The organism is Pseudofrankia saprophytica, from assembly GCF_000235425.2.
Lineage (GTDB): Bacteria > Actinomycetota > Actinomycetes > Frankiales > Frankiaceae > Pseudofrankia > Pseudofrankia saprophytica.
Window position 1 is genome coordinate 5,184,321 of sequence record NZ_KI912266.1, and the last position, 22,253, is coordinate 5,206,573.

Annotated in this window: 17 protein-coding genes; 8 read left to right on the plus strand and 9 right to left on the minus strand. The window is 72.7% G+C overall.

Annotated elements, in window-relative coordinates; translation table 11 throughout:
- The first annotated feature begins 1 nt into the window (after position 1).
- The 3 genes from FRCN3DRAFT_RS0221805 to FRCN3DRAFT_RS0221815 all read left to right on the plus strand — a co-directional run bounded on the left by FRCN3DRAFT_RS0221805 (position 2) and on the right by FRCN3DRAFT_RS0221815 (position 3,316).
- Positions 2 to 1,207, plus strand: a complete 1,206-nt coding sequence (locus tag FRCN3DRAFT_RS0221805; protein ID WP_007509269.1) for a FecCD family ABC transporter permease — start codon at positions 2 to 4, stop codon at positions 1,205 to 1,207.
- Positions 1,208 to 1,344: 137 nt separating this feature from the next.
- Positions 1,345 to 2,409, plus strand: a complete 1,065-nt coding sequence (locus FRCN3DRAFT_RS0221810) for a FecCD family ABC transporter permease (protein ID WP_035925053.1) — start codon at positions 1,345 to 1,347, stop codon at positions 2,407 to 2,409.
- Between the two features lie 49 nt (positions 2,410 to 2,458).
- Positions 2,459 to 3,316: an ABC transporter ATP-binding protein gene (locus FRCN3DRAFT_RS0221815; protein WP_007509265.1), complete on the plus strand. Its 858-nt coding sequence runs from the start codon at positions 2,459 to 2,461 to the stop codon at positions 3,314 to 3,316.
- A gap of 136 nt (positions 3,317 to 3,452) precedes the next feature.
- On the opposite strand, the gene FRCN3DRAFT_RS0221820 is transcribed toward FRCN3DRAFT_RS0221815, so the two are convergent.
- The 3 genes from FRCN3DRAFT_RS0221820 to FRCN3DRAFT_RS45645 all read right to left on the minus strand — a co-directional run bounded on the left by FRCN3DRAFT_RS0221820 (position 3,453) and on the right by FRCN3DRAFT_RS45645 (position 6,059).
- Complete coding sequence (locus FRCN3DRAFT_RS0221820) at positions 3,453 to 4,208, minus strand: class I SAM-dependent methyltransferase (RefSeq protein ID WP_007509263.1); 756 nt, start codon at positions 4,206 to 4,208, stop codon at positions 3,453 to 3,455.
- A 101-nt stretch (positions 4,209 to 4,309) separates the two neighbouring features.
- The gene (locus FRCN3DRAFT_RS0221825) at positions 4,310 to 5,143 is read right to left on the minus strand and encodes an alpha/beta fold hydrolase (RefSeq protein ID WP_198536016.1); all 834 of its coding nucleotides are present in this window, start codon (positions 5,141 to 5,143) and stop codon (positions 4,310 to 4,312) included.
- Positions 5,144 to 5,450: 307 nt separating this feature from the next.
- Complete coding sequence (locus tag FRCN3DRAFT_RS45645) at positions 5,451 to 6,059, minus strand: TetR/AcrR family transcriptional regulator (protein ID WP_035925058.1); 609 nt, start codon at positions 6,057 to 6,059, stop codon at positions 5,451 to 5,453.
- Between the two features lie 432 nt (positions 6,060 to 6,491).
- Here FRCN3DRAFT_RS45645 and FRCN3DRAFT_RS57835 point away from each other — a divergent pair, with 432 nt between their 5' ends.
- A complete protein-coding gene (locus tag FRCN3DRAFT_RS57835) occupies positions 6,492 to 6,662 on the plus strand; it encodes a DUF4411 family protein (RefSeq protein WP_007509258.1) in 171 nt (56 codons plus the stop codon).
- Between the two features lie 37 nt (positions 6,663 to 6,699).
- Here FRCN3DRAFT_RS57835 and FRCN3DRAFT_RS45650 read toward each other — a convergent pair whose 3' ends face one another.
- Positions 6,700 to 8,172, minus strand: a complete 1,473-nt coding sequence (locus tag FRCN3DRAFT_RS45650) for an aldehyde dehydrogenase family protein (protein WP_007509257.1) — start codon at positions 8,170 to 8,172, stop codon at positions 6,700 to 6,702.
- 376 nt (positions 8,173 to 8,548) lie between these two features.
- Here FRCN3DRAFT_RS45650 and FRCN3DRAFT_RS0221855 point away from each other — a divergent pair, with 376 nt between their 5' ends.
- From FRCN3DRAFT_RS0221855 to FRCN3DRAFT_RS0221865, 3 genes are read left to right on the plus strand one after another with little or no spacing between them, the layout of a single operon-like run.
- Positions 8,549 to 9,571: a daunorubicin/doxorubicin resistance ABC transporter ATP-binding protein DrrA gene (locus FRCN3DRAFT_RS0221855; protein WP_007509255.1), complete on the plus strand. Its 1,023-nt coding sequence runs from the start codon at positions 8,549 to 8,551 to the stop codon at positions 9,569 to 9,571.
- Positions 9,568 to 10,413, plus strand: coding sequence for an ABC transporter permease (locus tag FRCN3DRAFT_RS0221860; protein WP_007509254.1), 846 nt, complete (start codon positions 9,568 to 9,570; stop codon positions 10,411 to 10,413). The genes FRCN3DRAFT_RS0221855 and FRCN3DRAFT_RS0221860 overlap by 4 nt, the downstream gene beginning before the upstream one ends.
- The gene (locus tag FRCN3DRAFT_RS0221865) at positions 10,410 to 11,210 is read left to right on the plus strand and encodes an ABC transporter permease (protein WP_007509252.1); all 801 of its coding nucleotides are present in this window, start codon (positions 10,410 to 10,412) and stop codon (positions 11,208 to 11,210) included. Before FRCN3DRAFT_RS0221860 ends, FRCN3DRAFT_RS0221865 begins: the two co-directional genes overlap by 4 nt.
- 162 nt (positions 11,211 to 11,372) lie before the next feature.
- On the opposite strand, the gene FRCN3DRAFT_RS0221870 is transcribed toward FRCN3DRAFT_RS0221865, so the two are convergent.
- A complete protein-coding gene (locus FRCN3DRAFT_RS0221870; RefSeq protein ID WP_232794111.1) occupies positions 11,373 to 13,544 on the minus strand; it encodes an MMPL family transporter in 2,172 nt (723 codons plus the stop codon).
- Between the two features lie 166 nt (positions 13,545 to 13,710).
- Here FRCN3DRAFT_RS0221870 and FRCN3DRAFT_RS51710 point away from each other — a divergent pair, with 166 nt between their 5' ends.
- The gene (locus FRCN3DRAFT_RS51710) at positions 13,711 to 13,926 is read left to right on the plus strand and encodes a 2TM domain-containing protein (protein ID WP_007509249.1); all 216 of its coding nucleotides are present in this window, start codon (positions 13,711 to 13,713) and stop codon (positions 13,924 to 13,926) included.
- 83 nt (positions 13,927 to 14,009) lie between these two features.
- Here the strand turns inward: FRCN3DRAFT_RS51710 and FRCN3DRAFT_RS0221875 are convergent, their stop codons facing one another.
- The 4 genes from FRCN3DRAFT_RS0221875 to FRCN3DRAFT_RS0221890 all read right to left on the minus strand — a co-directional run bounded on the left by FRCN3DRAFT_RS0221875 (position 14,010) and on the right by FRCN3DRAFT_RS0221890 (position 22,169).
- On the minus strand, positions 14,010 to 17,198 hold the full coding sequence (locus FRCN3DRAFT_RS0221875) for a BTAD domain-containing putative transcriptional regulator (protein ID WP_007509247.1): 3,189 nt from the start codon (positions 17,196 to 17,198) through the stop codon (positions 14,010 to 14,012).
- A gap of 12 nt (positions 17,199 to 17,210) precedes the next feature.
- The gene (locus FRCN3DRAFT_RS0221880; protein ID WP_007509245.1) at positions 17,211 to 18,038 is read right to left on the minus strand and encodes an alpha/beta hydrolase; all 828 of its coding nucleotides are present in this window, start codon (positions 18,036 to 18,038) and stop codon (positions 17,211 to 17,213) included.
- Between the two features lie 119 nt (positions 18,039 to 18,157).
- Positions 18,158 to 20,884, minus strand: coding sequence for a helix-turn-helix transcriptional regulator (locus FRCN3DRAFT_RS0221885; RefSeq protein ID WP_027140824.1), 2,727 nt, complete (start codon positions 20,882 to 20,884; stop codon positions 18,158 to 18,160).
- An 889-nt stretch (positions 20,885 to 21,773) separates the two neighbouring features.
- Complete coding sequence (locus FRCN3DRAFT_RS0221890) at positions 21,774 to 22,169, minus strand: hypothetical protein (RefSeq protein ID WP_035925061.1); 396 nt, start codon at positions 22,167 to 22,169, stop codon at positions 21,774 to 21,776.
- Between the last annotated feature and the right edge of the window lie 84 nt (positions 22,170 to 22,253).

Below are 22,253 nucleotides of genomic sequence, written 5' to 3' on the forward strand. Positions count from 1 at the left end.
GATGACCCCGACCGTGCCGCCGTCGGCGACTCCCGCCACGTCGGCCGGCGTCACCGCCGCGGCCCCGCCGCCGCCGGTGACGCCGGTCGGGGCTGACCGATCACCCGCCCCGTCCACCCCGTCCACCCCGTCCGCACCGGCCCTCACGGCCGAGGCGGCAGGGACGACCGGGGCGGCCGGGGCGGCCGGGGGGGCACCGGCGGCGTCACGGCACCGGGGACGACTGGTGCTCGGGCTCGTCGCGCTCGCCGTCCTGCTGCTGGCCGTGTCGCTGCTCGCGATCGCGGTGGGCGCGCGGCAGGTCGGCCTCGGGGTCATCCTCGACGCGCTGCGCCACCAGCAACCAGGCAACAGCGACCACCAGGTGGTCATCAACCGGATCCCCCGGCTGTGCGCCGGCCTGCTGGTCGGCGTGGCCCTGGGACTGTCCGGAACGATCATGCAGGCGGTCACCCGCAACCCACTGGCGGACCCGGGGCTGCTTGGGGTCAACGGCGGCGCGGCGTTCGCGGTCGTGTGCGCGATCAGCCTCGGCGGGATCACCTCGGCTCTCGGCTACGTGTGGTTCGCGTTCGCCGGTGCCCTCGCCGTCGCCGCGCTGGTCTACGCGATCGGCGCGGTCGGCGGCGGGGGCGCGACGCCGGTCAAGCTCGCGCTCGCCGGCGCGGCCGTGCAGGCCGCCATGCTCTCGGCGACGACGGCCGTGCTGCTGACCGACACCGCGACGTTCGACCAGTTCCGGTTCTGGAGCGTCGGCTCGCTCGTCGGCCGGCGCTCGGAGCTGGTCGCCGAACTGGCCCCGTTCGTCATCGTCGCGGCGCTGCCCGCGCTGTGCTCCGGACGGCTGCTCAACGCGCTGGCGCTTGGCGACGAGGTCGCGCGCGGTCTCGGGCAGCGGGTGGGGCTGGCACGCGCGGGCGTCGCCGGCCTGGCCGTCGTGCTGTGCGCCACGGCGACCTCCATCGCCGGGCCGATCTGGTTCATCGGCCTGCTCGCTCCGCACCTCGCCCGGCCCTTCACCGGGCCGGACCACCGCTGGATCCTTCCGTACGCGGCGCTGATCGCCCCGATCCTGCTGCTCGCCTCCGACGTGCTCGGGCGGGTGATCGCCCGGCCCGGCGAGCTTCAGGTGGGCGTCGTGCTGGCGTTCCTCGGCGGCCCGTTCCTCATCGCGCTCGTCCGCCGCCAGCGGATGGCCGAGCTGTGACACAGACCTCCCAGGCCGCCCCGGAGCCCGCGTCAATGTCCACGTCGTCCATATCCGCCTCCGCACCCGCCCCCACCTCCGCCTCCGCCTCCGCCGTTCGGGCCGGGCCGGCCCCCGCACCTGGGGACACGGCCGCGGTGGCTCGGGCGAGGTCCGCGGCGGAGCTGGACGCGGTGGCCAGGGCAGCCATCGTCCGGGCGCGGCGGGTGCGCGACGCCCGCCAGGCGGCCGTGCTGCTCACGCTCGGCGCGCTCTGCTTCTGCGTGCTGTGCGTCTCGCTCTCACTGGGCGAGGTCAAGATCCCGGTGCTCACGGTCGTGCGGACCCTGTTCGGGGCCGACGAGGGCAGCGACGGCTACATCGTGACGAGCCTCCGGCTCCCCCGGGCGCTCACGGGTGTGCTGGCCGGCGCCGCCTTCGGGATGTCGGGCGCCATCTTCCAGGCGCTGCTGCGCAACCCGCTGGCCAGCCCCGACGTCATCGGGATCACCGACGGTGCCAGCGCGGCGGCCGTCATCGCGATCGTCGGGTTCGGGCTCGGTGGCTACTCGGTGTCGGTCATCGCCTTCGTCGGTGCTCTCGCCACCGCCACCCTCATGTACCTGCTGGCCTGGCGCCGGGGCGTGACCGGCTACCGCCTGGTGCTGATCGGCATCGCGGTGGGCGCGATGCTCAGCAGCGTCATCTCGTACGTCATGACGATCTCCAAGGTGTACGAGGCACGGCAGGCGCTCGGCTGGCTGACCGGCAGCCTCAATACCAAGTCGTGGGACACGGTCCGGCCGCTCGGCCTGGCCATGGCCGTGCTGGTCCCGCTGGTGCTGCTCGCCGGGCGGCGGCTCGCGGTGCTGCGCGCCGGGGACGACGTCGCCCGGGCTCTCGGCGTGACCGTCGAGCGGTCCCGTCTCGCGCTGCTGCTGCTCGGCGTCGCGCTGACGGCGGTGGCCACCGCGGCGGTCGGCCCGGTCGCGTTCGTCGCCTTCACCTCCGGGCCGATCGCGCGGCGCCTCGTCCTCGACGGCGAGGCCGCGGTCATCCCGGCGGCGCTCGTGGGCGCCCTGATGATGACGACGTCGGACCTCGTCGGCCAGCACGCCATCCCCTCCATCGACTTCCCGGTGGGTGTGGTGACGGCGATCATCGGCGCGCCCTACCTGCTGTGGTTGCTCGCCGCCACGAACCGCACGGGCCGCGGCGGCTGACCGCGCGCGACCGGTGGACGACGACCTGGACAACACCAAGGAGTGGACGATGACGACCGGGGCAAGCACGACCACGGTGGCGCAGCCCCGACTGTCCGGCCAGGCGGTGACGCTCCGCTACGGCCCACGCGAGATCGTCAAGGACCTGTCGGTCGACATCCCGACCGGCCGGATCACCGTGATCGTCGGCGCGAACGCGTGCGGGAAGTCGACGCTGCTGCGTGGCCTCGCCCGGCTGCTCGCGCCCGCGTCCGGCGCGGTGTACCTGGACGGCAAGGACATCCACTCGCTGCCGACCAAGGCCGTCGCCGCGAAGCTCGGCATCCTGCCGCAGTCGCCAGCGGCGCCGGACGGCATCAGGGTCGTCGACCTCGTCGCGCGCGGCCGCTACCCGCACCAGGGCTGGTTCCGCCAGCTCAGCCCTGGCGACGACGCGGCCGTCGCGCGGGCGCTGGTGGTCACGGACACCGTCGAGCTCGCGTCCCGGTCCGTCGACGAGCTGTCCGGCGGGCAGCGCCAGCGGGTCTGGATCGCGATGACCCTGGCCCAGGGCACCGACCTGCTGCTGCTCGACGAGCCGACCACCTTCCTCGACGTCAGCCACCAGGTCGACGTCCTCGACCTGCTCACGGACCTCAACCGGCAGGAGGGGAAGACGATCGTCATCGTGCTGCACGACCTCAACCTGGCCTGCCGCTACGCCGACCACCTGATCGCCATGCGCTCCGGCGCCGTCGTCGCGGCCGGCGACGCCTCCGAGATCGTCACCGAGGAACTCGTCACCACCGTCTTCGGAATCCGCGCCCGAGTCGTCCCCGACCCCGTCTCCGGCACCCCGATGGTCGTCCCCATCGGCCGCTACCACGCGGACGCCAGCTCCGAGCCGGCCGGCGCGGTCACGCCGTAGCTCTGGGCCAGCCGCCGTGGCTCTGGGTTAGCCATCTCCTCGACGGGTTGCCGTCGGCCATCCGAATGGTGGACGCGCTCGGCTGGCCGCCTGTCGTCTGGCGGAAAAGCTGTCGTCCGACGGAAAAGCTGTCGCACTAACGCGCTTTGACAACACGCAAGAACGTGATGCCGCACCATGGGCCGCCGTACCAGTACTCGGGCCCGAGTGGGCGCAGCGTGCCCTGGCCGATGTGCGCGGCGTACTTCCTGGCCATGGGCCAGAGGTCGGCGACGAGCAGCTGCCCGCCCGGGCGCAGCACCCGCATGGCCTCGTCGACCGCGCGGTATCTCCCCTCGTACGACGGGATGTTGTGGATCGCCAGCGCGCTCGTCACGACGTCGAACGAGCAGTCGGCGAACGGCAGGGCGGTCATGTCGGCCGTGTGCACCTCCACCCGGTCGGCGACCCCGGCCGCGGCGGCGTTGGCGAGGGTGGCCTCGGGACCGTTGCCGCTCTGGTCCTTCCCGGACCACAGGTCCGCGCCGTAGGCGCGTCCCGCCGGTAGCCGCCTGGCCGCCGCGATCAGCACCGCGCCGCGGCCGCAGCCCAGATCCAGCAGTCGCTCGTCACCCTTCAGGCCGGCCCGGTCCAGTTCCCGCTCCCAGACGCGCAGCTTGCCGCGCAGCGTGGTGTGCAGGTACACGCCCGTGCTGGCCAGCAGCACTCCCCCAGCGGCGGCCATGGCGACCCGGCCTGGCCGTCGCCGGGCGGCGGCCAGGGAGCAGGCCGCCCCGGCGGCGCCGAGGGCCGCCACGAAGGCCGGCGCGTCGACGCCGTACCGCGGCCAGCTGAGCATTCCGGAACGGCGGGAAGCAGGGAGCCTGGAGAGATCGATCGGAGAATCAGGCATTCCGAGACGTCCTTCCTGCGGTTGATCTTTCATCTGGTGCGGACTGCATCTGGTGCGGACTGGACGCCGCGCGCCGTCCAAGGCGCCGCCGCGTCAGGGGGTCACACCCGCGTCGCCGCGAAATCCAGCAGCAGCGCGCTGGTAGCCGCAGGCGCCTCGAACATCGGCGTGTGCCCGACGCCGGGGAGCATCTCCACCCGCGCGTTCGGTACGACGTCGTACGCATGGGCCGACGACCCGTCCCAGCGGCGGTCATCAGCGCCGAAGATCACCAGGACTGGGACGTCGAGGTCGGCGAGGCGCGCGGGAAGCGCCCGCTCCGCGAGGTAGGCGGACAACCGCAGCGGCGCCATCCTGAACGCGCCGTAGGTCATGCCCCGCACGGCGGCGACGAGGTCAGCCGGAATGTCGACCTCGCGAGTGAAGGCGGTGCCGAGCCCACGGCGGATCATCGCGTCCGAGCGCAGCGACCAGGCGATCCGGCCGAGGGGCGGAGCCGACAGGACCCGCAGGAGCGCTGGCTGCGGCAGGAAGGCCGCGAGGCTCGGACCGGTGTTGATCAGAGCGATCGCGCTCACCAGACCGGGCCGCAGCTCCGCGAGCGCGGTGGCGACGTAGCCGCCGCTGGAATGCCCGATCGCGACGACGGGAGACGCACCGAGGTCGTCGAGCACCGCGGCCACCCGACCTGCCTGCCTGGACACGTCGTACGACGGCGCCGGCGGCGATCCACCGTGGCCCGCGAGGTCGACCCGGATGACACGGTGGCGTTCCGCGAGCGCCGGAAGCACCGGGTCCCACCAGGCGGCCGAGGCCGCGGTCCCGTGGATGAGCAGCAGCGGATCCGCCTGCCGAGGACCGTCGTCGAGCACGCGCATCGCGGACGTGTCGTACTCGTCGACCTCACCGGGCGCGGGCGATCTCCGATCCTTCACGTTCTTTGACATACCGTAAGAGTTATGCGAACTCATACAGCTTGTCAAGGTTAAGACGGGCCGGCGCCTCCGCTACCGATGACAAACCGACTCGACTGCCGATGGCGGACCCAGCGGCTACCGATGACCTAGCGGCTACCGATGGCGGACAGGCTCGACCATGCGGCGCCGACCCGACGAACGGCCATGGCGTCGGGTCGGGCTGGCTGGCTGGCTGGCTGGCTGGCTGGCTGGCGACCGTCACCGGGCGAGCCGGTTGGCGACGCGGCCGAGGACCCTCGGAAGGCGCGGCTGGAGCCGATCCCGCCTAGCGGTGTGCGTCGACGGCGCCGCAGAGCCGCAACGAGCTCGCGAGGAGCACGGCCGGCGCCTCGCCGGCCGCGAGGCGCCCGGCCGCGACCTGCTCGGCGGCGGTGTGGCCGAGGTCGAGAATGGCGGCGGCCAGCCAGCTGGCGGCGAGGGTGCGGTCGAAGTCGCCGGTGCGCTGGCCTCGACGGATGAGTCGTTCAAGCCAGGAGGCGACAGCGAGGTGCGGGTCGCCGCCGTCGAGACGTCCGCTCCTGTTCAGCGCGGGGTCGAACAGCAGCGGGTAGTCGCGCAGGAGCTGCCAGCCGATCTCGAGGAACCGGCCCAGCGCCTCGGCGGGCGGGGCGCTGTCGAGGCGGGCGGCGTCGAGGGCGGCGAGGCCCTGCACTCTCGCCGCCTCGACGAGGGCGGCGATCAGAGCGTCGCGCGAGGGGAAGTGGGCGTAGACGGTCTGACGGGTCACGCCGGCCGCGGTAGCGATGTCCTCCATGCTGGCGTCGGGCCGCTCGCCGAGCACGGTCCGGGCCGCGTTGAGGATGGCCTCGACGCTGCGCCGGGCATCGGACCTGCGGCGACGGGTCGGCGGCGAGCCATCAAGCGTGTCAGCCATCAGCGCGAACGTACCTGCCCGACCATAATCTTGACAAGCTGTAAGAGATTGAGCCGCGACGCCGGCGAGCGCGGTCACCGGACGCACCGAGGCCTCCGAGTCCACTTTTCATGATCTGGTGGGATCCTCGGAGTCAGAGCGAGGAACCGAAATTACTCAGGTCCGGGCCAGAAGATCCGCATGACGCCGGTCACCTATGCGTGGGGCACGCCGAAGCGGCATCGCACCCGCGCCGACTCGTGCTCCACCAGGCCGTACGGCCTGCCTGCCACCAGCCTCTGGCGGACCGTGGTGGACGAATGACCCCATAGGCACGCCCATCCGACACACGTCCGTTGTCCTCGTGGGATCTGTGTCATGTGAGCGTGCCTATAGAAGGCTCATCTGCCGCGATTCGCACTCGGTGGAGCCGTCCGGCGAGAGCGCACCACCGTGCGGGTTCCCCGGGCACTCACCCTGGGCTACTCCGTCGTCACAAACGAGCAACCGGAGCCGGTTTCCAAAAAGAGGATCAAGATTCCAGACGCCTGTAACGCCGTGGGCGTCCGCTGGATGAACTCATTCCAGATGATCAAGCGGGAGAAGGTGCGGTTCGTGCTGTAGGCAAACAGCGGGCCGAGCAACGCCGATTGCCCGCGGGTCAGACAGGGTTGGTCGCCGGGCTGGGATCGTCGAACAGCTCGGCGGCGCTTGGCACCTGGGACGGCCGGGGGTGGGACACCGTCGTCCGGTTGAACAGGTGCCGCCAGCTCACGTTCTCCGAGACGCTGCCGCCGCCCCACGTGCCGGTCGACACGACCGAGGTGAACTCCATGCCGTTGCCGAAGCCGCCGGCGTTGCCCATCGTCGACTGGTTGACGAGCACCCGGCAGACCTTGGTGGCGCTGGCCAGCCGGTCGACCCTGGCCTCGGCCACCGGGCCGTCGCCGGTGTGCAGCGCGCAGCTGTGGCCGCGCCCGCTGCGCGCCAGGATGTCCTGGACGTCGCGGACGGCGCCGTCGAACGTGCGGTAGGGCGCGAGCGTCAGCACGGGCGCCAGCTTCTCGGTGAACAGCGCCCGGCCGGGCTGCGCCGTCGCCGCGGTGGCGACGAGCGTCGTGACGGGCCGGCCAGCGGGGACGGGAATGCCGCACGCCCACGCGATCTCGGCCGCACTCCTGCCGACCAGGAGACGCTCCAGCCGGCCGCCCGGCCACAGCCGGCGTTCCAGCCGCAGTGAGTCCTCGTCCGACAGCAGCAGTGCTCCGCCGGCTCGCAGCCGCTCCCGGAACGCGTCCAGCACCCGCCCGTCGACCAGCACGTTGCTCTCGGACGAGCAGGACGTCCCGTTGTTGAAGCAGGCACCCTTGTTGGTCAGGTCGGCGGCGGTGTCCAGGTCGGCGTACTCGTCGACGACGACGGTCGCGTTGCCGGGCCCGGAGGAGACGGCGGGCGTGCCGCTGGCGTACCCGCGGGCGACCGTCCCGGCACCGCCGGTCGCCACGACGAAGTCGGCGGCGCGCATGAGCTCCCGGCTGCTGTCCCGGTCGGCGCCAGCGACCAGCTGCACCAGGTCCTCGTTGGCGTCGACCTCGCGCAGCGCGCTCCTGATCGCCTCGACCAGGCGGGCCAGCGGCTCGGCGGTCGCGGGGTGCGGGCTCACGACGACGCTGTTGCGGGTCTTCAGCAGGGAAAGAGCGCTGGTCGCGAGCGCCGTGCACGGCGCGGTCGCCGGCGTGACCAGGGCGACCACCCCCAGCGGCTTGGCCCACGTCGTGGTGCGCCGCTCGTCGTCCCGCGCGATCACGCCGACCGTCCGCTGCCCGTGCAGGTCGCGCATCGTCCCCAGCACGCGCAGCCGGTGCAGCTCCACCAGGTCCCGGACGGTGCCCATCCGGGTCGCGGCGACCACCTGCGCGCAAAGCGCCCGGACCAGCTCGTCGTCGTAGCAGGCTCGACCCACGGCGCGCACGACCTGGTCCACGCGCGCCTGGTCCCAGTGATCCGCGGAGTCGCCCGCGGCCTGCGCCCGCGTCAGCAGCGCGTCCAGCGCGTCGGGAGGGTGGACGCCCTCGCCGAGGGGCGCCCGGTCGCGCAGGGCGACCCGGTCGCCGCCGGTCACGCGCTCAGTCACACCAGCCACCGCGGTCGGCTCATCCCCGGCCGGGGGCAACGCGTCCCCGTCGGCCTGGTGCCCGGACCTTCCTGGTGGATCGACATCCCGCTCCTCGTGTTCCGTCCGCCTCGGCCAGGTGTGGAAGACGCACCCTCGACGCCCTAAGTTGGCGTCTTAAGTTAGCCTTACCTTCTATAGTTCCGGCATCTCACCACAGCGCGCCGCACGGAGCAATGCCGCACGGAGCAATGGAGACGGCGCCGACCGGCCGCCACCCCCGCACCGCCGGCGCCGGTCGGATGACCAGCACCCGCATGAGCCAGCACCAGCACCCGCACCAGGAAGGACGACAGATGGCGAGCTGCCACCCGACCCTGCGTCAGGGGGCCGAACCGTGACCGCGGCCGTCGAGGCCGACGCGCTCGTGAAGACCTTCGGCGGCATCCGGGCGCTCGACGGACTGTCGCTGCGGGTCGAGGCCGGCACGATTCTCGGGCTGCTCGGACCCAACGGGGCTGGCAAGACCACGGCCATCAACGTGCTGACCACCCTGCTGAGCCCGGACGCGGGGCGCGCCACGGTCGCCGGCTACGACGTGGTCGAGCAGCCGGCACTCGTGCGGGCGGCGATCGGCGTGACCGGCCAGTTCGCGGCTCTCGACAGCGGGCTGACCGCACGCGAGAACCTCGTGCTGTTCGGCCGGCTGATGAAGCTTGGCCGGGCCGAGGCGCGGCGGCGCGCCGACGAGCTGCTGGAGCGGTTCACGCTGACCGAGGCGGCCGGCCAGCGTACGGGAACGCTGTCCGGCGGCACTCGGCGCCGTCTCGACCTGGCCGCGTCGATCACCCGTGAGCCGGCCGTGCTGTTCCTCGACGAGCCGACGACCGGGCTCGACCCGCGCAGCCGGCTGGCCCTCTGGGAGGCCGTCCGCGAGCTGCGCGCGAGTGGCATCACCATCCTGCTCACCACCCAGTACCTGGAGGAGGCGGACGAGCTCGCCGACCGGGTCACCATCATCGACCGCGGCCACGTGGTCGCCGAGGGCACTGCCGAGGAGCTCAAGCGGCGCGTCGGCGGCGCGGTGTGCCACATCGCCGTCGCCGACGCGGCCGACCGTCAGCTGGTCTCCCAGACGCTCGCGTCCCTCGGCCCGGTCACCGTGCTGCCCGACGGGGTGAGCCTGCCCGCGAGCGGGCCCGAGACGCTGGTCGCCGTGGTGCGCGAGCTGGACGAGGCCCGCCACAGCGGCCTGCCCATCGCCCGGATCGACGACATCGGCCTGCGCCGCCCGACCCTGGACGACGTGTTCCTGGCGCTGACCGGGCATCCGGTCACCCCTGACGGCCCCGCCGACGCCGCTGGTACCGACGATGAGGCCGAGCGGCCGGCGCGGCCCGCCGCCGAGGTGGCCTCATGACCACGGCCACCCCGACCGCCGCCGGGGCCTTGGCCCTGCCGGGGCCGCCGCCGCGGGGCGCCGCGGGCGGGGCTCCCCGGCCGTCGCTGACCGCCGACGTCGCGGTGCTCGCCGAGCGGCACCTGCGCCTGATGAGCCGCCGCCCCGCGTCGATCATCAGCGCCATCGTGCTGCCGCTCGTGTTCGCGCTGCTGTTCTTCACGGTCTTCAGCCGGGTGATGCGGCGCGGCGGCATCGACTACATCGACTACCTGCTGCCCGCCGTCGTCATCCAGGCGGTGTTCTTCACCGGGATGTCGAGCGCCATCCTCGCCGCCGAGGACGCGCTGGGCGGCACGCTGCGCCGGCTGCGGACCATGTCCGTCAGCCGGCCGGCGCCCGCGCTCGGGCTGCTCGCGGCCGAGCTCACCCGCTCGCTCCTCTCGCTCGGCGTCCTGCTCGCGATCGGAGCCGCGCTCGGCTTCCGCTTCCACGGCGGGCCGTGGAAGGCGCTCGGCTTCCCGGTCGTCATGCTGGCGTTCGCCGCCGCGCTGGTCACCTGCCACATCGCGCTGGGGCTCGCGATCCGGCGGCTGGAGGCGGTGACGACCACGACGAACCTGATCTACTTCCCGTTCATGCTGCTGTCCAACGCGTTCACGCCGGCAGCCGCGTTCCCGTCCTGGCTGCGTCCGGTCGTCGAGCAGCAGCCGGTGAGCCGTGTCGCCGACGCGCTGCGGGCGCTGGTGGCGCAGGACGCGGCGCTCGCGCGGCCGCTGCTCATCGCGGGAGCCTGGCTGCTCGGGCTGGCGGTCGTCGGCGTGCTGGGCGCGAGCCGGGCACTGGGGAGGGCCGCCGCATGAGCGAGGTCGCGCTTCTTCGCCCCGCCCCGGTGGGGGACACCCTGGCCATGGCCGGACGCGCGCTGCGGCTGACGCTGCGCGACCCGGTGACCTTCGTGCTGGCGGCGTTCTTCCCGCTGATCCTGCTGCTGCTGATGACGGTGAGCTTCGCCAAGGTCGTCTACCCGGGCGCCGGGTACGACGACTACGTGGACATCAGCCTGCCGCTGTTCGTCCTCATGGGCATCGCGTTCGCCTCGCCGTTCACCGCCGCCGCCACCGCCTCCGACCTGCGCGACGGCTTCGACGCCCGGATTCGCACGATGCCCGTCTCGGCGTTCGCGCCGCTGGCCGGGCGCGTCCTCGCGGACACCGCGCGAAGCGCCATCACGATCGCCGTGGTCGTCGCCGTGGGCGTGCCGCTCGGCTTCCGGTTCACGGCAGGGCCGTGGGCGGCGATCGGCTTCCTGCTGCTGCCGCTGCTGTTCGGGCTCGGGCTCGGTTTCCTCGGGCTGCTGGTGGCGATGCGTTCCCGGGACGCCGAGACGGTCGTTGCCGTGCTCAATCCGCTCCTGCTCGTCTGCTCGTTCCTGTCCACCGGCCTGGTGCCGAGGGCGGAGCTGCCGGGCTGGGTGCAGCCGATCGCCCGGGTGAATCCGTTCTCCGTGGTGATCGAGGCGATGCGGGCACTCGCGCACGGCGGCGCCACCACCCGCCCGGTGCTCGAGGCGGTGGCCTGGTCCGTCGTCCTGATCGTCGGATGCGGGGTGCTCGCGGTCCGCGGCTACCGGAGCAGGAGCGACCGCCTCGCTGGCTGAGCCGGCGGCGATCGCGTCCTGGGGGTTCCGCGGGGCCCCGGCGCTCAAGGCATGCGACCGGGTTGATGCCGTCCCTGCCGCGCCTCATGATCTGGTGGGACCTTGGGAGTTCTGGCTCCGAGGATTCCACCAGATCATGAACGGCTCACGCGTTTGCCTGGATCAGCTGGCGGGTGTGTGGGCTGGTTGGGGGCCGCGGTCGGCCGCGGGTGGCGGGTCGTCGCCCTCGTGGAGGCCGTGGCGGACGTAAAAGCGCCGCAGCGGTGCCGGCGCCCACCAGTTCGCGTTCCCGAGCAGGCGCATCGTGGCCGGGACCAGCAGCGCCCGGACGATCGTCGCGTCCACCAGGATCGCGATGATCAGCGCGACTCCGATCAGCTTGATGAACGTGATCCCGGAGATGGAGAACAGGCCGATCACGACCAGGATGAGCAGCGCGGCGCTCGTGATGATCCGGCCGCTGCGCTGCAGCCCGACCGCGACCGCCATGGTGTTGTCGCCGGTCCGGTCGTACTCCTCGCGGATCCGGGACATCAGGAAGACCTCGTAGTCCATCGACAGCCCGAACACGACCGCGAGGACCAGGATCGGCTGGGTCGCCTCCAGCGTCCCCGTGGAGGTGAAGTTCAGCGGGCCGGACAGGTGGCCGTCCTGGAAGATCAGGACCAGTGCTCCGAACGAGGCGCCGAGCGACAGGATGTTCATCACGATCGCCTTGATCGGCAGCACGATCGAGCCGAACGCGAGGAACAGCAGGACGAACGTCGCGCCGGCGATGATCAGCGCCATCCAGGGCAGCAGATCGCCCACCCGGTCGAGCTGGTCAGCCAGTCGCGCGGTCATGCCACCCACCAGCACCTCGCCACCGGGCGGTGCCGGTACGGCGCGGATCCGGCTGACGAGATCCCGCGCCTCCGCCGAGATGGGGTCGCCCTGGTAGTTGATGGTGACCCGGGAGACGTCGCCGGACTGGCCGGTGACCTCGGCCGTGCCCACCCCGTCGACCCCCCGGACCGCGGCGACGTACCGCTCCAGGCCGGCCGGGTCCGGTGAGGTCACGATCGCCTCGATCGGCACCTGGCTGTTCTGGACGAAGTCGCGGTCGACGGTCTCGGAGACCACGCGGCTCTCGGTGCCCGCCGGGAGCACCCTCGGGTCGATGCCACCGAACTCGACGCGCAGGAACGGCGAAGCGGCCAGCAGCAGGACCGCGAGTACGCCGACCGCGTAGACGACCGGGCGGCGCATGATGCTGTGCGCGAGCCCGTACCAGAACCCGTGGGTGACCTCGGCCTGCGCGGGAGCCTTCGGTGGGCGTCGGAACAGACGCCGTATGGACAGTGCCTCCACCCGTGGGCCGAGGATGCCGAGCAGGGCGGGCAGCAGGGTCAGCGCCGCCAGCATCGCCACGACGACCGCGGACAGGCCGCCGAAGCCCATCGAGCGCAGGAAGGTCATCGGGAAGATCAGCAGTCCGGCCAGCGAGACCGCGACGGTGACGCCGGAGACCGCGACGGTGTGCCCGGCGGTGGCCATCGTGCGGGCGACGGCGTCCTCGACGCCGAGCCCGCGGGTGATCTCCTCGCGGAACCGCCCGACCATGAACAGGCCGTAGTCGATCGCCAGGCCCAGCCCGAGGATCGTCACCAGATTTATCGAGAAGACCGAGACGTCGGTCAGGTAGCTCAGCCCATGCAACGCAGTGAACGCCCCGAGGATCGCCAGACCGCCGATCGCGAGCGGCAGGCTCGCCGCGGCCACCCCGCCGAAGAGAAGCACCAACAACACGAGCAGCACCGGAATGGAGATCGTCTCGGCGCGGGCGATGTCTGCCGCCACCCGCTCGCGGATGTCGTAGCTGACCGCCGTGACGCCGCCAACCTGGGTCCGCAGGCCGGGCGCGCCGAGCTCGTCCTCGATCTGGGCCAGTGCGTCGCCGCGCTCCGTCTCATCGTCGCCGGCCATGGTCAGCACCGCGAAGGTGGCGTGCCGGTCGTGGCTGACCAGGCCGGGGCTGTTCGTGCCCCAGTAGGTGAGGGTCCTGGTCACCACGTCGCGCGGGAGCGTCCCCAGCGTCTCGGTGACCGCCCGCTCGAACCGTGGGTCGTCGACCGTCATGGCGCGGCTGGTATAGAGCACCACCACGTCGTTGCCGGTCCGGCCCAGCGTCGCCTCGGCACGGTCGAGGGCGCGGGAACTCTCGCTGGCCGGGTCCTCGAACCCCTCGGTGGTCAGCGCGCCGAAGACCTGCGTACCCCAGATGCCGGCGAACGCGAAGAAGGCCACGGACAGGCCGACCACCCACCACCGCCGGCGGAACATCGTGCGACCCAACCGCTCGAACATCCTGTAAGCCCTTCGGTGTCCGTCGTTGTCAGTGAAGACCGGGTCAGCGTAGAGCGAGGTAGTTTACGAGCGCTGAACGACGCCGGACGCGACGCGGGCGGCGGGTCCACGAACGGTTCACTGCTCATCAAGTGCGTTGATCTAGCCTGCCGGCATGAATGCGAATAAAAGTGAAGCCGCCCTTAAGTGGGGCCTGTGGAGCCACATTCTCTGGTATGTCCTGGCCAATGTGGCTCAGGTCATCCTGTGGGCGCTACTCACCCCGGACCACTTCTTCTGGCCTCTGTATTCGATACTGGCGTGGGGCGTCGGGCTGGGGTTCCACATCTGGGCCGTTCGCGCACCGGCCAAACTGAATGCCAGGCACTGAATCGAGTCCCAGGCCCCGTTCCACGCCCCGATCCACGTCATTCTTCCTGCCGGCGTCACCGGGGGCTGGGCCAGACCGAGGCGTCACGCCTCGGCCCGTCCGGCCAGCAGCTCTCCGGCGAGCAGCTCCTCGGCGCGGCGGGCGAAGAGATGGGCCTCGCGCTCGACGGACAGCGCCCGCGCCCGCTCGGCGGCGGCCCGGGCGGCGGCGACCGGCTCGCCGCGGGCTCCCATCAGCCGCGCCCGCAACAGGAGCAGAAAGCCCTCGGCGTAGCGCTGGCCGTACATGTCCAGGAACGAGTCCGCCCGGTCGAGCGCCTCGGCGGCCTCGTCCAGCTTCCCGGCCACCAGCCACATCTCGCCGAGCAGCCCGTACCAGGTGGCGAGGCCCGAGCGCGGGGGGTCGGCCAGCGCGGCGTCGATGAGCTTCTGCGCCTCCTGGGCGGCGCCGGTCGCGTCCTCGCCGGTCACCGCGCGTGCCCAGCACCGGGCCAGCCGCTGGTAGCTGCCGAGGAAGACGAAGGAGAACTCGGGATCCAGGGCGATCCCCCGCTCCGCCGCGCGCAGTGCCCACGCCGGGTCGCCGGCCAGCGCCGCCACCGTGACGGCGAAGGCGGCCCAGACCGTGACCATGTAGGAGTCGTCGCCCGCGGCGGCCTCCAGCAGGTCGAACAGTGCCCGCGCACCGTCGACGTCACCGTGCAGGCCGGTCATCAACGCGAGCATCACCGGCGAGAGCAGCTGCAGGTCATGCCGCAGCGGAGCCTCCTCGCGCCGGACCAGGTCGTCGAGCCCGGTCGAGTCGGGCTGGTTCAGGCACCTGAACGCCTCGCCGACGTTGCCGACATCCCACTGGTGGATGCCCCAGGCGTGCCGGCCGTACGCGCGCACGATCGGGTCGGCGGACGCCTCACCCCGCAGGAGCAGCCGGCGCGCCAGCCGGCCGCCGTGCTCGAGCTGGATGCCCTGGGAGTACGCGGCCCAGCGAGAGAAGAGGAAGTCGGCGGCCTCCCGTTCCAGCCCGAGGCCGCGCGCCAGGTGCTCGGCCCGCTCCAGCAACTCGAGCGCCGATCCGACGTACCCGGCTCGCATCCCGTCCACCGCGGTGAACAGCGACAGAGCGGACAGCTCCAGCTCCGCCAGTCCCGCCGTCCGCGCCACCCGCGCCGCCAGCCGCAGGTGCCGCGCGGCGTCCTCCAGCGCTGACTTGGTCGCCGCGCAGCGGCCCGCCCGCACCAGCGCGGCCGCGGTCCTGCCTGGGTCAGCCAGCGGGCCGGCGGCCCACAGGTGGTGGGCGAGGCGTTCGGCCACCGGCTCGTCGTCCGGCGCCGGGCGCTCCAGCGCGTTCGCGACCAGCAGGTGCAGCCGGGCCAACCGCCAACGCGGGGTCGCGCCGGCGACCGACTCGCGGACGAGGTCGTGCGCGAAGCGGACCGAGTACGGGTCCCCGGGCGCGGGCTCGAGCAGGCCGAGTGCTTCCAGCGGTTCGATCCGCCCGAGACAGGTCTGCGCGTCGAGACCGGCGGCGCGCGCGAGCAGCGCGAGCTCGACGTCCCGGCCGATCAGCGCGGCGGTGTGCAACAGGACGCCGGCGTCGTCGTCCAGCGCGGCCATCCGGTCGCGAACGACGTCCCGGACGGTCGCCGGCACTCCGGCTCGTGCCACGGCGTCCTCGGTGAGCACACCGCCGTCGGCGAGGAGCCGGGACAGCTCACGGACGAAGAAGGGGTTACCGGCGGTGCGGGCGTGGATGCCGCGGGCCGCACCGGGGCCGGGGTCCTGGCCGGTCTCGCGGCGGACCAGCTCGGCCACCTCGGCAGGGCCGAGCGGTCCGAGCCGGATCCGACGGTGCCGGGGCAGCCGGCTCGCCGCGGCGAGCATCCGCGCCAGCTCCGAACCGGGCATGGGCGCACGATCGCGGAGCGCGCCGATGACCACGGTGCCGCCCGGTAGCCGAGCCGCCAGGTGACTGAACATCCGCAGCGAGGCGGCGTCGGCCCACTGGAGGTCGTCGACGACGAGCGCCACTGGCCGGCGCGCCGATGCCCGGCCGACGAGCGCGACGACCTGCTCGAACAGGCGGAACTGGGTGCCGCTGTCCGGCAGCACCGGCGTCGCGGGAGCGCCGCCGTGCGGTCCCACGAGGCGGCCGAGCTCGCCGGCGTGCCACGCTTCTCGTGCCGCGGCGGGCAGGCCGTCGAGGATCGCGCCGACGGCCTGCACCCACGGCCACATCGTCGGCGTCCCGTCGCCCCCCAGGCAGCGGCCCCAGACGACGAGCGCGCCCTGCCGGTCCGCCTCGGCGCCGGCGGCCTCGAGCAGGCGGGTCTTGCCCACCCCGGGCTCTCCCTCGACGACGACGAGCCCCGCGCCGCCGGCGAGCGCAGACTCGACCGCCTGCCGCAGCACCGCGAACTCCTCGTCCCGGCCGACCAGGCCGTCAGCGGGCAGCGGCGCGTGGGCGGAGTCCCGCGGCCGCTCGGAGGGCGTCTCCTCGGCCGGTACGGCTTGCAGCACACGCCGCTGCGCGGCCACCAGCGCCGGGCCGGGATCGATGCCCAGCTCGTCGATGAGCCGGATACGGACAGCTCGGAAGATGGACAGCGCTTCCGCCTGCTGCCCGGCGGCGCCCAGGGCGATGACGAGGGCCGCCTGAACGGTCTCGTGCAGCGGCGCCATCCTGGCGGCCAGGTACAGGGGCTGCAGTACGCGCGTCGGCTGGCCCCCTGCCACCGCGAGCTCGGCGGCCGCCACGCACGCGTCGAAGAACTCACCGTCCAGCGAGGCGAAGACCGACATCGCGGTCGACCCGCCGGCCAGCCCGTCGCCGGCGCTGCCGTGCCAGAGCGCCAGCGCCCGCACGTACGAGTCGAGCGCCTCATCGGGCCGCTGCTGGGCGACCCTGGCCCTGGCCGCCTCGACCAGCTCCCGGAACGTGAGGACGTCCAGCATGCCGGTGCCGGCGGCGAAGAGGTAGCCGTTACCGCGACGCTGAAGGTGCGAGCCGGTGCCGCGCGCGGGCAGCGCGGGCTCCAGCAGCCGGCGGAGCGCGCCGATGTACTTCTGGAGGATGTTGACGGCCGAGGCAGGGACGTCGTCAGCCCAGATCAGATCGATCAACTGGGTGGTGCTGACCGGCTTGCCGGCACGGGCAAGCAGCACGGCGAGAAGGTACGCCTGCTGCCGAGGCCCGGCGTCCACCTCGACGCCGTCCCGCCAGATCCGCAACGGACCGAGAATCTGTAGACGCAGCTCTTCTCCGGAGGCGGCCATGACTACTCCCACTCACCGACCGGCCGTGAGCGGCTGCCGGGCCAGCCATTCTAGGGTGTAGTCCGCGACCTGCCGCCATCCGCTGTCGATGACGAGCGAGTGTCCGCGGCCGGGGAACTGTTTGAGGTCTGTGATCGCGGACGAGTCGCCGTAGAGCTTGTACGCGGCCCGGGTGACGACGTCCGGCACGGTGCGATCCTCCTGGCCGGAGATGAGCAGCAGTGGGCCCCGGCTGGCGTTGCCGGTGTCGACCGCGGCCGGTGACGCGCGGCGGAGGTTCGCGACCGCGGCCTCGAAGAGCGGGCGGCCGGGCGACGGGATGGCCCACAGGCCGAACAGCTCGTCGGACTCCGTGCTGCTGACGGCGTTGCCGAAGCCGTACCGGAACTGGGTGGCGGTCAGCGACACCGACCGGCGCCGGTTGGCCGGGTTGGCGAGCGCAGGGAGGGCCGAGCGCAGCTGGGCGAACGGCAGCGGCCGGACGCCCTTGATCGGGGCCGGGGCGATGGCGACGGCGGCGAGGCCGAGACCGAGGCCGAGCAGCTTCTGCGCGATCAGGCCGCCGAACGAGTGGCCGATGAGCACGGGCGCAACCGGCAGGTCACGGACGATCGCCGCGTAGTGGGTGGCGACGTCGTCGATGCCGAGCCCGGCGACGGCGCGCGGGTCGCTGCGGGCCGCGTCGACGGTGTCGGGTTCGCCTGGCCAGCCGGGCATGGCGGGCGCGTACCCGTGGACGGCGAACCGGTCGGCCCACGGTCGCCACGAGGCGGCGTGCAGCCAGAGACCGTGGATGAAGACGACGGGGACGGCGGTGGTGGCGATGGCGGGCTCCTTCATCGTGCGATGCAGGAAGCATCGCCCGACAGTCGGTGCCCGCTGATCTGTCAGATGACCTACGTCCTCGACCTAGGTCGTATCTGTTGACCTAGGTCGCATCCGTTGCCGCGGGTGTCGACCTACGGCGGGTCCGTCGGCAGCGCGTCCCGCAGCGAGGCCCGCGACGTGATGCCCAGCTTCGGGAAGATCTTGTACAGGTGCGCGCCGACCGTGCGTGGCGACAGGTGCAGTCGGGCGCCGATCTCCCGGTTGCTCAGCCCGGTCGCGGCCAGCTCGGCGATCTGGCGTTCCTGCGGGGTCAGGGCGGCCACCGCGGCGCGGTCCGCGCGGGTCGGTTTGCCGGCTGCCCGCAGCTCGGTGCGGGCGCGTTCGGCCCAGGTCGCGGCGCCGAGCGTTTCGAAGGCGCCGAGCGCTTCGGTCAGCGTCCGTCGGGCCAGGGCCAGTTCGCGCGACCTGCGCAGCCAGGCACCGTAGGCGAGGCGGATCCGGGCCAGCTCGAACGGCAACGTGGCGCCGGCGGGGTGCGAGACCGCGGCGGCGAACAGCGCGCCGGCCGCCTCGGGCGGGGCCGTGATCGCCAGCGCGCCAGCGGTAAGCAGCGCGAGCCGCGGCGACAGCGCCGGTAGGCCCAGATCCCGGGCGGCCTCGGCATGCGCGCTCGCGGCGTCGTGCCGGCCGGTGTGCACGGCGGCCTCGACCAGGTCGAACAGCGTACGGAGGGCCTGCTGCGAGAACCGGGTGAACGTGCCCGGGGCGGTGATCCCGGCGGCGTAGGCGTACGCGGTCTCGTACTCACCTTCGCTGAGCGCCGCCGCCGCGCCGATCGCCTCCGCGTACTCGGTCAGGAACCGCAACCCGCGCGGCCGCCCCCAGGCGTCCACGGCCGCCTGCAGCTCGCGGGCCGCGTCCAGGTCGCCGCGGTACGCGGCCAGCAGGCCGAGAAACGCCCGGAACGTCTGGCCGAACAGCGTGTACCCGTGCTCGGCGGTCAGGTCCAGGCCACGGCGGCCGGTCCGCTCGGCCTCCGCCCACGCGCCGGCGCTGACCTGATCAAGCATGACCATCTGGAGCAGCACCATGACGCTGGCCACCGCACCAGCTTCCGCCTCCCGGTCGACTGTCCGTCGCAGCAGCGCCCGGTGGTCGCCGAGCACGCCCACGTAGTTGGCGGCGACGGCCAGCCGCATGATCTCCCACGGCGCGCAGGCGGCGGGATCGGCGAGCGCGGCGGCGATCCGTTCCGCCACGCCGTGGCCGCGCCGCACCATGTCGCCCCACGTGTCCCGGGCGATCGCCGCCGACGGGCTCACCCGGTCGCCGAACCGGTCGAAGAGCGCGTCGGTACGTGCCCAACGGGCCGGGTCGACGGAGAACTGGCTGAGCACCAGCAGCAGGCCCAGCGCACGTTCGGTCAGTTCTCCATCGGCGATGCCGAACTCCAGCAACGCGGCGATCCGGCGGTGGTTCGCGGCGACCTCGCCGTCGCGGTAGAGCGACACGTAACCCGCGGTGATCTCCGCCGCCGGGCCGTCGGACCCGGCGTCCTGGGCGAGGCCCTGCGCGGCGTCGAGCAGGCCGGCCTGCCCGGCGACGTACGCGGCGGAGGCCAGCCGCCGGGACCGGTCGGCGGGGCGGCGGCTGAGCTCCGCGGCGCGGGTCAGCCAGGTGATCGCGGTCGCGGCGCCGCCGCGGCGGGTCGCCGACACGGCCGCCTCCTCGAGCGCCGCCGCGACGTCGTCGTCGGGGTCGACGGTGGCGGCGGCCAGGTGAACGGCCCGCCGTTCCGGGCTGTCGCGGTGCAGGTCGGCGAGGTCGGCGTGCGCGGCCCGGCGCTCGTTGGGTGTGGCCGCCTGCACCACGGCCGAGCGGACGAGTGGATGGCGGAACACCGGCTCCCCGCTCGCCGGGTCCGGCGCCAGCAGGCCCGCGTCGATCGCTCGGCCGGCGTCGCGCATCCGGTACCGGACCGCCCCGATCCGGCGGACCGATCCGGCGCCCGTGCCGTCCAACGCCGCCCGCAGCAGCTCGCCGCGCTCCGCCGCCGGCAGCTCGCGCAGCCGCGCACCGTAGATCCGTTCCAGCCGCCGCGGCAGCGTCATCGCGCCGGAGTCCAGCAGTTCCGCACGAGGTAGCTCGATCAGCGCCAGCGGGTTTCCAGCCGCGGTCTTCAGGATCATGTTCCGGTGATAGGGCCTGAGTCTGGCCTGCTGCCGGTCCAGCAACTGGGCCGAAGCCTGCTCGGTCAGCGGTTCCAGGACCAGCTCCGGCAGCCCCGTCCCGTCGAACGGGGACGACACCTCCGCGCGTACCGCGACCGCCACCCGCACCGCCGTACCCGCGAGGCGTCGCGCGGTGAACGCGAGCACCTGCGTGCTCGGCGCGTCCAGCAGGTGGCCGTCGTCGACGACCAGCAGCAGCGGCGTGGCCGCCGACACGAACACAAGCAGGTCGAGCACGGCGATGCCGAGCTCCATCACCTGGGGCACGGTGCCGGTGGTACCGGCGAACGCCGCGTTGATCACCGCCCGGTGCCCGGGGTCCAGGCCTGTCGGCTCCGCCAGCAGCGGGAAGATCAGCTGATGCAGCCCGGCGTACGCCAGGTCCCGCTCCGCCTCCGCCCCGGCGCACCGCACGACCCGGAACCCGGCCGCCGTCATCGTCGCCGCGGCCGTCATCGTCGCTGCGGCCGTCGTCGCGGCCGCGGCCGCGGTCAGCTCGTCCAGCAACGCCGTCTTGCCGAGCCCGGCCTCGCCCCGCAGCACCACGACTGGACTGGCCGCGTCGCCGAGCAGCGCCACGAGCCGGGCTCGTTCCTCGTCCCGTCCAACGAGCTCAGCCTGGCGCACGCCTGGAACCTATCCGGCGGAGAGTCAGGAGACGGATCGGCTGGGAGCCGGTGAGAACAAGGACATCTCCCGTGGGTTCCCGCGGTCGGGACGACTTCCGCGCCGCGCCGCGCCGCGGCCCCTGGCCGTGAGCGCGCGAGCCGTCCATGATCTGGTGGGATCGTGGGAGCTCTGGCACGCAAGAACGCAATCACCCGGGAAATGTCTTGGCGATCGCAATGCCGCCCCCGCGTGGAGCGCGGTCCGGGTTTAGTCGGGGCGCCGCCCGGCGCTCGTGCGGCCGGGTGCTCATCCTGTCCGACGTCAGCGTCACAACCAGCGCCGTTTCGCGCCCCTGACGTCTGACGCGACGCCCGGGATCCCCGGTACCTGCCACGACGCGGGAGAGAAACAACCGGGCCGCCGCTCCGCTGCGCACGTCCATCCACCCATGGGCTGTGGCGGGCGGGAAGCCGGGATCCGCCCCACAAGCCATGACCAGATCCGATGAGGGACCTGAGTAATTTCGGTTTCTCGCTCTGGCGCGCAAGAACCCAATTGCTCTACGAACATCTTGGCGATCACAGAGGTGAAGTCCGCGGACGTGGCGTGGCGTACGGGGTGTGATCGGGGGAACACGGCTGAGGTGGTCGCTGGCGGCTCGTTGCGGCCGGCTGGTGTGACCGCCTGGGTCGCGCCACGGGCAATCTGGAGTGCCCTTGACCGCGCCCTGGTTCCGAAACGGGATCGTGGCATTTCGGCGTGTCCATAGACAGCCTGAGCCAACACACTTCGCCGTACTGCTGCCGGTGTGTGTCAGATGATCGAGCCTATGGGCACGCCCAAATGCCACGGTCCAGCCCACGCGCAGCCGGCCGGCAAGCAGCGCACGGGGCAGCACACACCGTGGTCAGCGCACTAGCTGTCTCGCCTCGGCTCCCCCTGGGTCAGGCGGCTCCTCAAGGAAGAACGTCACGTCATCAAGCGCGGAGAGAACCCGGCCGTCGAGGTCCGGACGCTCGGCGAGCTGGCGGACGAGCACGACCGACTGGGGTTCCAGGTATCCGAAGCGTCGAGCGAGGTGCCCCAGGCAGAGCGATGCCGTGGCGACAAGCCACAGGTCGGCGCTGTCGCGTGCGACCCGGCAACACCAGCGCTCGACGAAGACACGATCGTCGTCGTACAGCGCCAACCCCACCAACACGGAGCTGGGCTCAAGCGCCTGATCCGTGCCCTCCAGAGCAGCAGTGAGCGCTTCGTCCGCGAGGCCATGCGGCACCTGCGATGGATTCTCGTAAACGCCCACGCTGCGAGGTTACGGCGAAGCCGCGCGCGGGTTTGGACACGGGATTCGAGCATCTACCGGTACCGGACAGGAAGGCCGAGGACA

Bases quoted from the DNA above. Each gene is read 5' to 3' on its own strand.
- FRCN3DRAFT_RS0221805 (WP_007509269.1), top strand. From the start codon at position 2: ATGACCCCGACCGTGCCGCCGTCGGCGACTCCCGCCACGTCGGCCGGC.
- FRCN3DRAFT_RS0221815 (WP_007509265.1), top strand. From the start codon at position 2,459: ATGACGACCGGGGCAAGCACGACCACGGTGGCGCAGCCCCGACTGTCC.
- FRCN3DRAFT_RS0221820 (WP_007509263.1), bottom strand. From the start codon at position 4,208: ATGCCTGATTCTCCGATCGATCTCTCCAGGCTCCCTGCTTCCCGCCGT.
- FRCN3DRAFT_RS45645 (WP_035925058.1), bottom strand. From the start codon at position 6,059: ATGGCTGACACGCTTGATGGCTCGCCGCCGACCCGTCGCCGCAGGTCC.
- FRCN3DRAFT_RS0221860 (WP_007509254.1), top strand. From the start codon at position 9,568: ATGACCACGGCCACCCCGACCGCCGCCGGGGCCTTGGCCCTGCCGGGG.
- FRCN3DRAFT_RS0221865 (WP_007509252.1), top strand. From the start codon at position 10,410: ATGAGCGAGGTCGCGCTTCTTCGCCCCGCCCCGGTGGGGGACACCCTG.
- FRCN3DRAFT_RS51710 (WP_007509249.1), top strand. From the start codon at position 13,711: ATGAATGCGAATAAAAGTGAAGCCGCCCTTAAGTGGGGCCTGTGGAGC.
- FRCN3DRAFT_RS0221875 (WP_007509247.1), bottom strand. From the start codon at position 17,198: ATGGCCGCCTCCGGAGAAGAGCTGCGTCTACAGATTCTCGGTCCGTTG.
- FRCN3DRAFT_RS0221880 (WP_007509245.1), bottom strand. From the start codon at position 18,038: ATGAAGGAGCCCGCCATCGCCACCACCGCCGTCCCCGTCGTCTTCATC.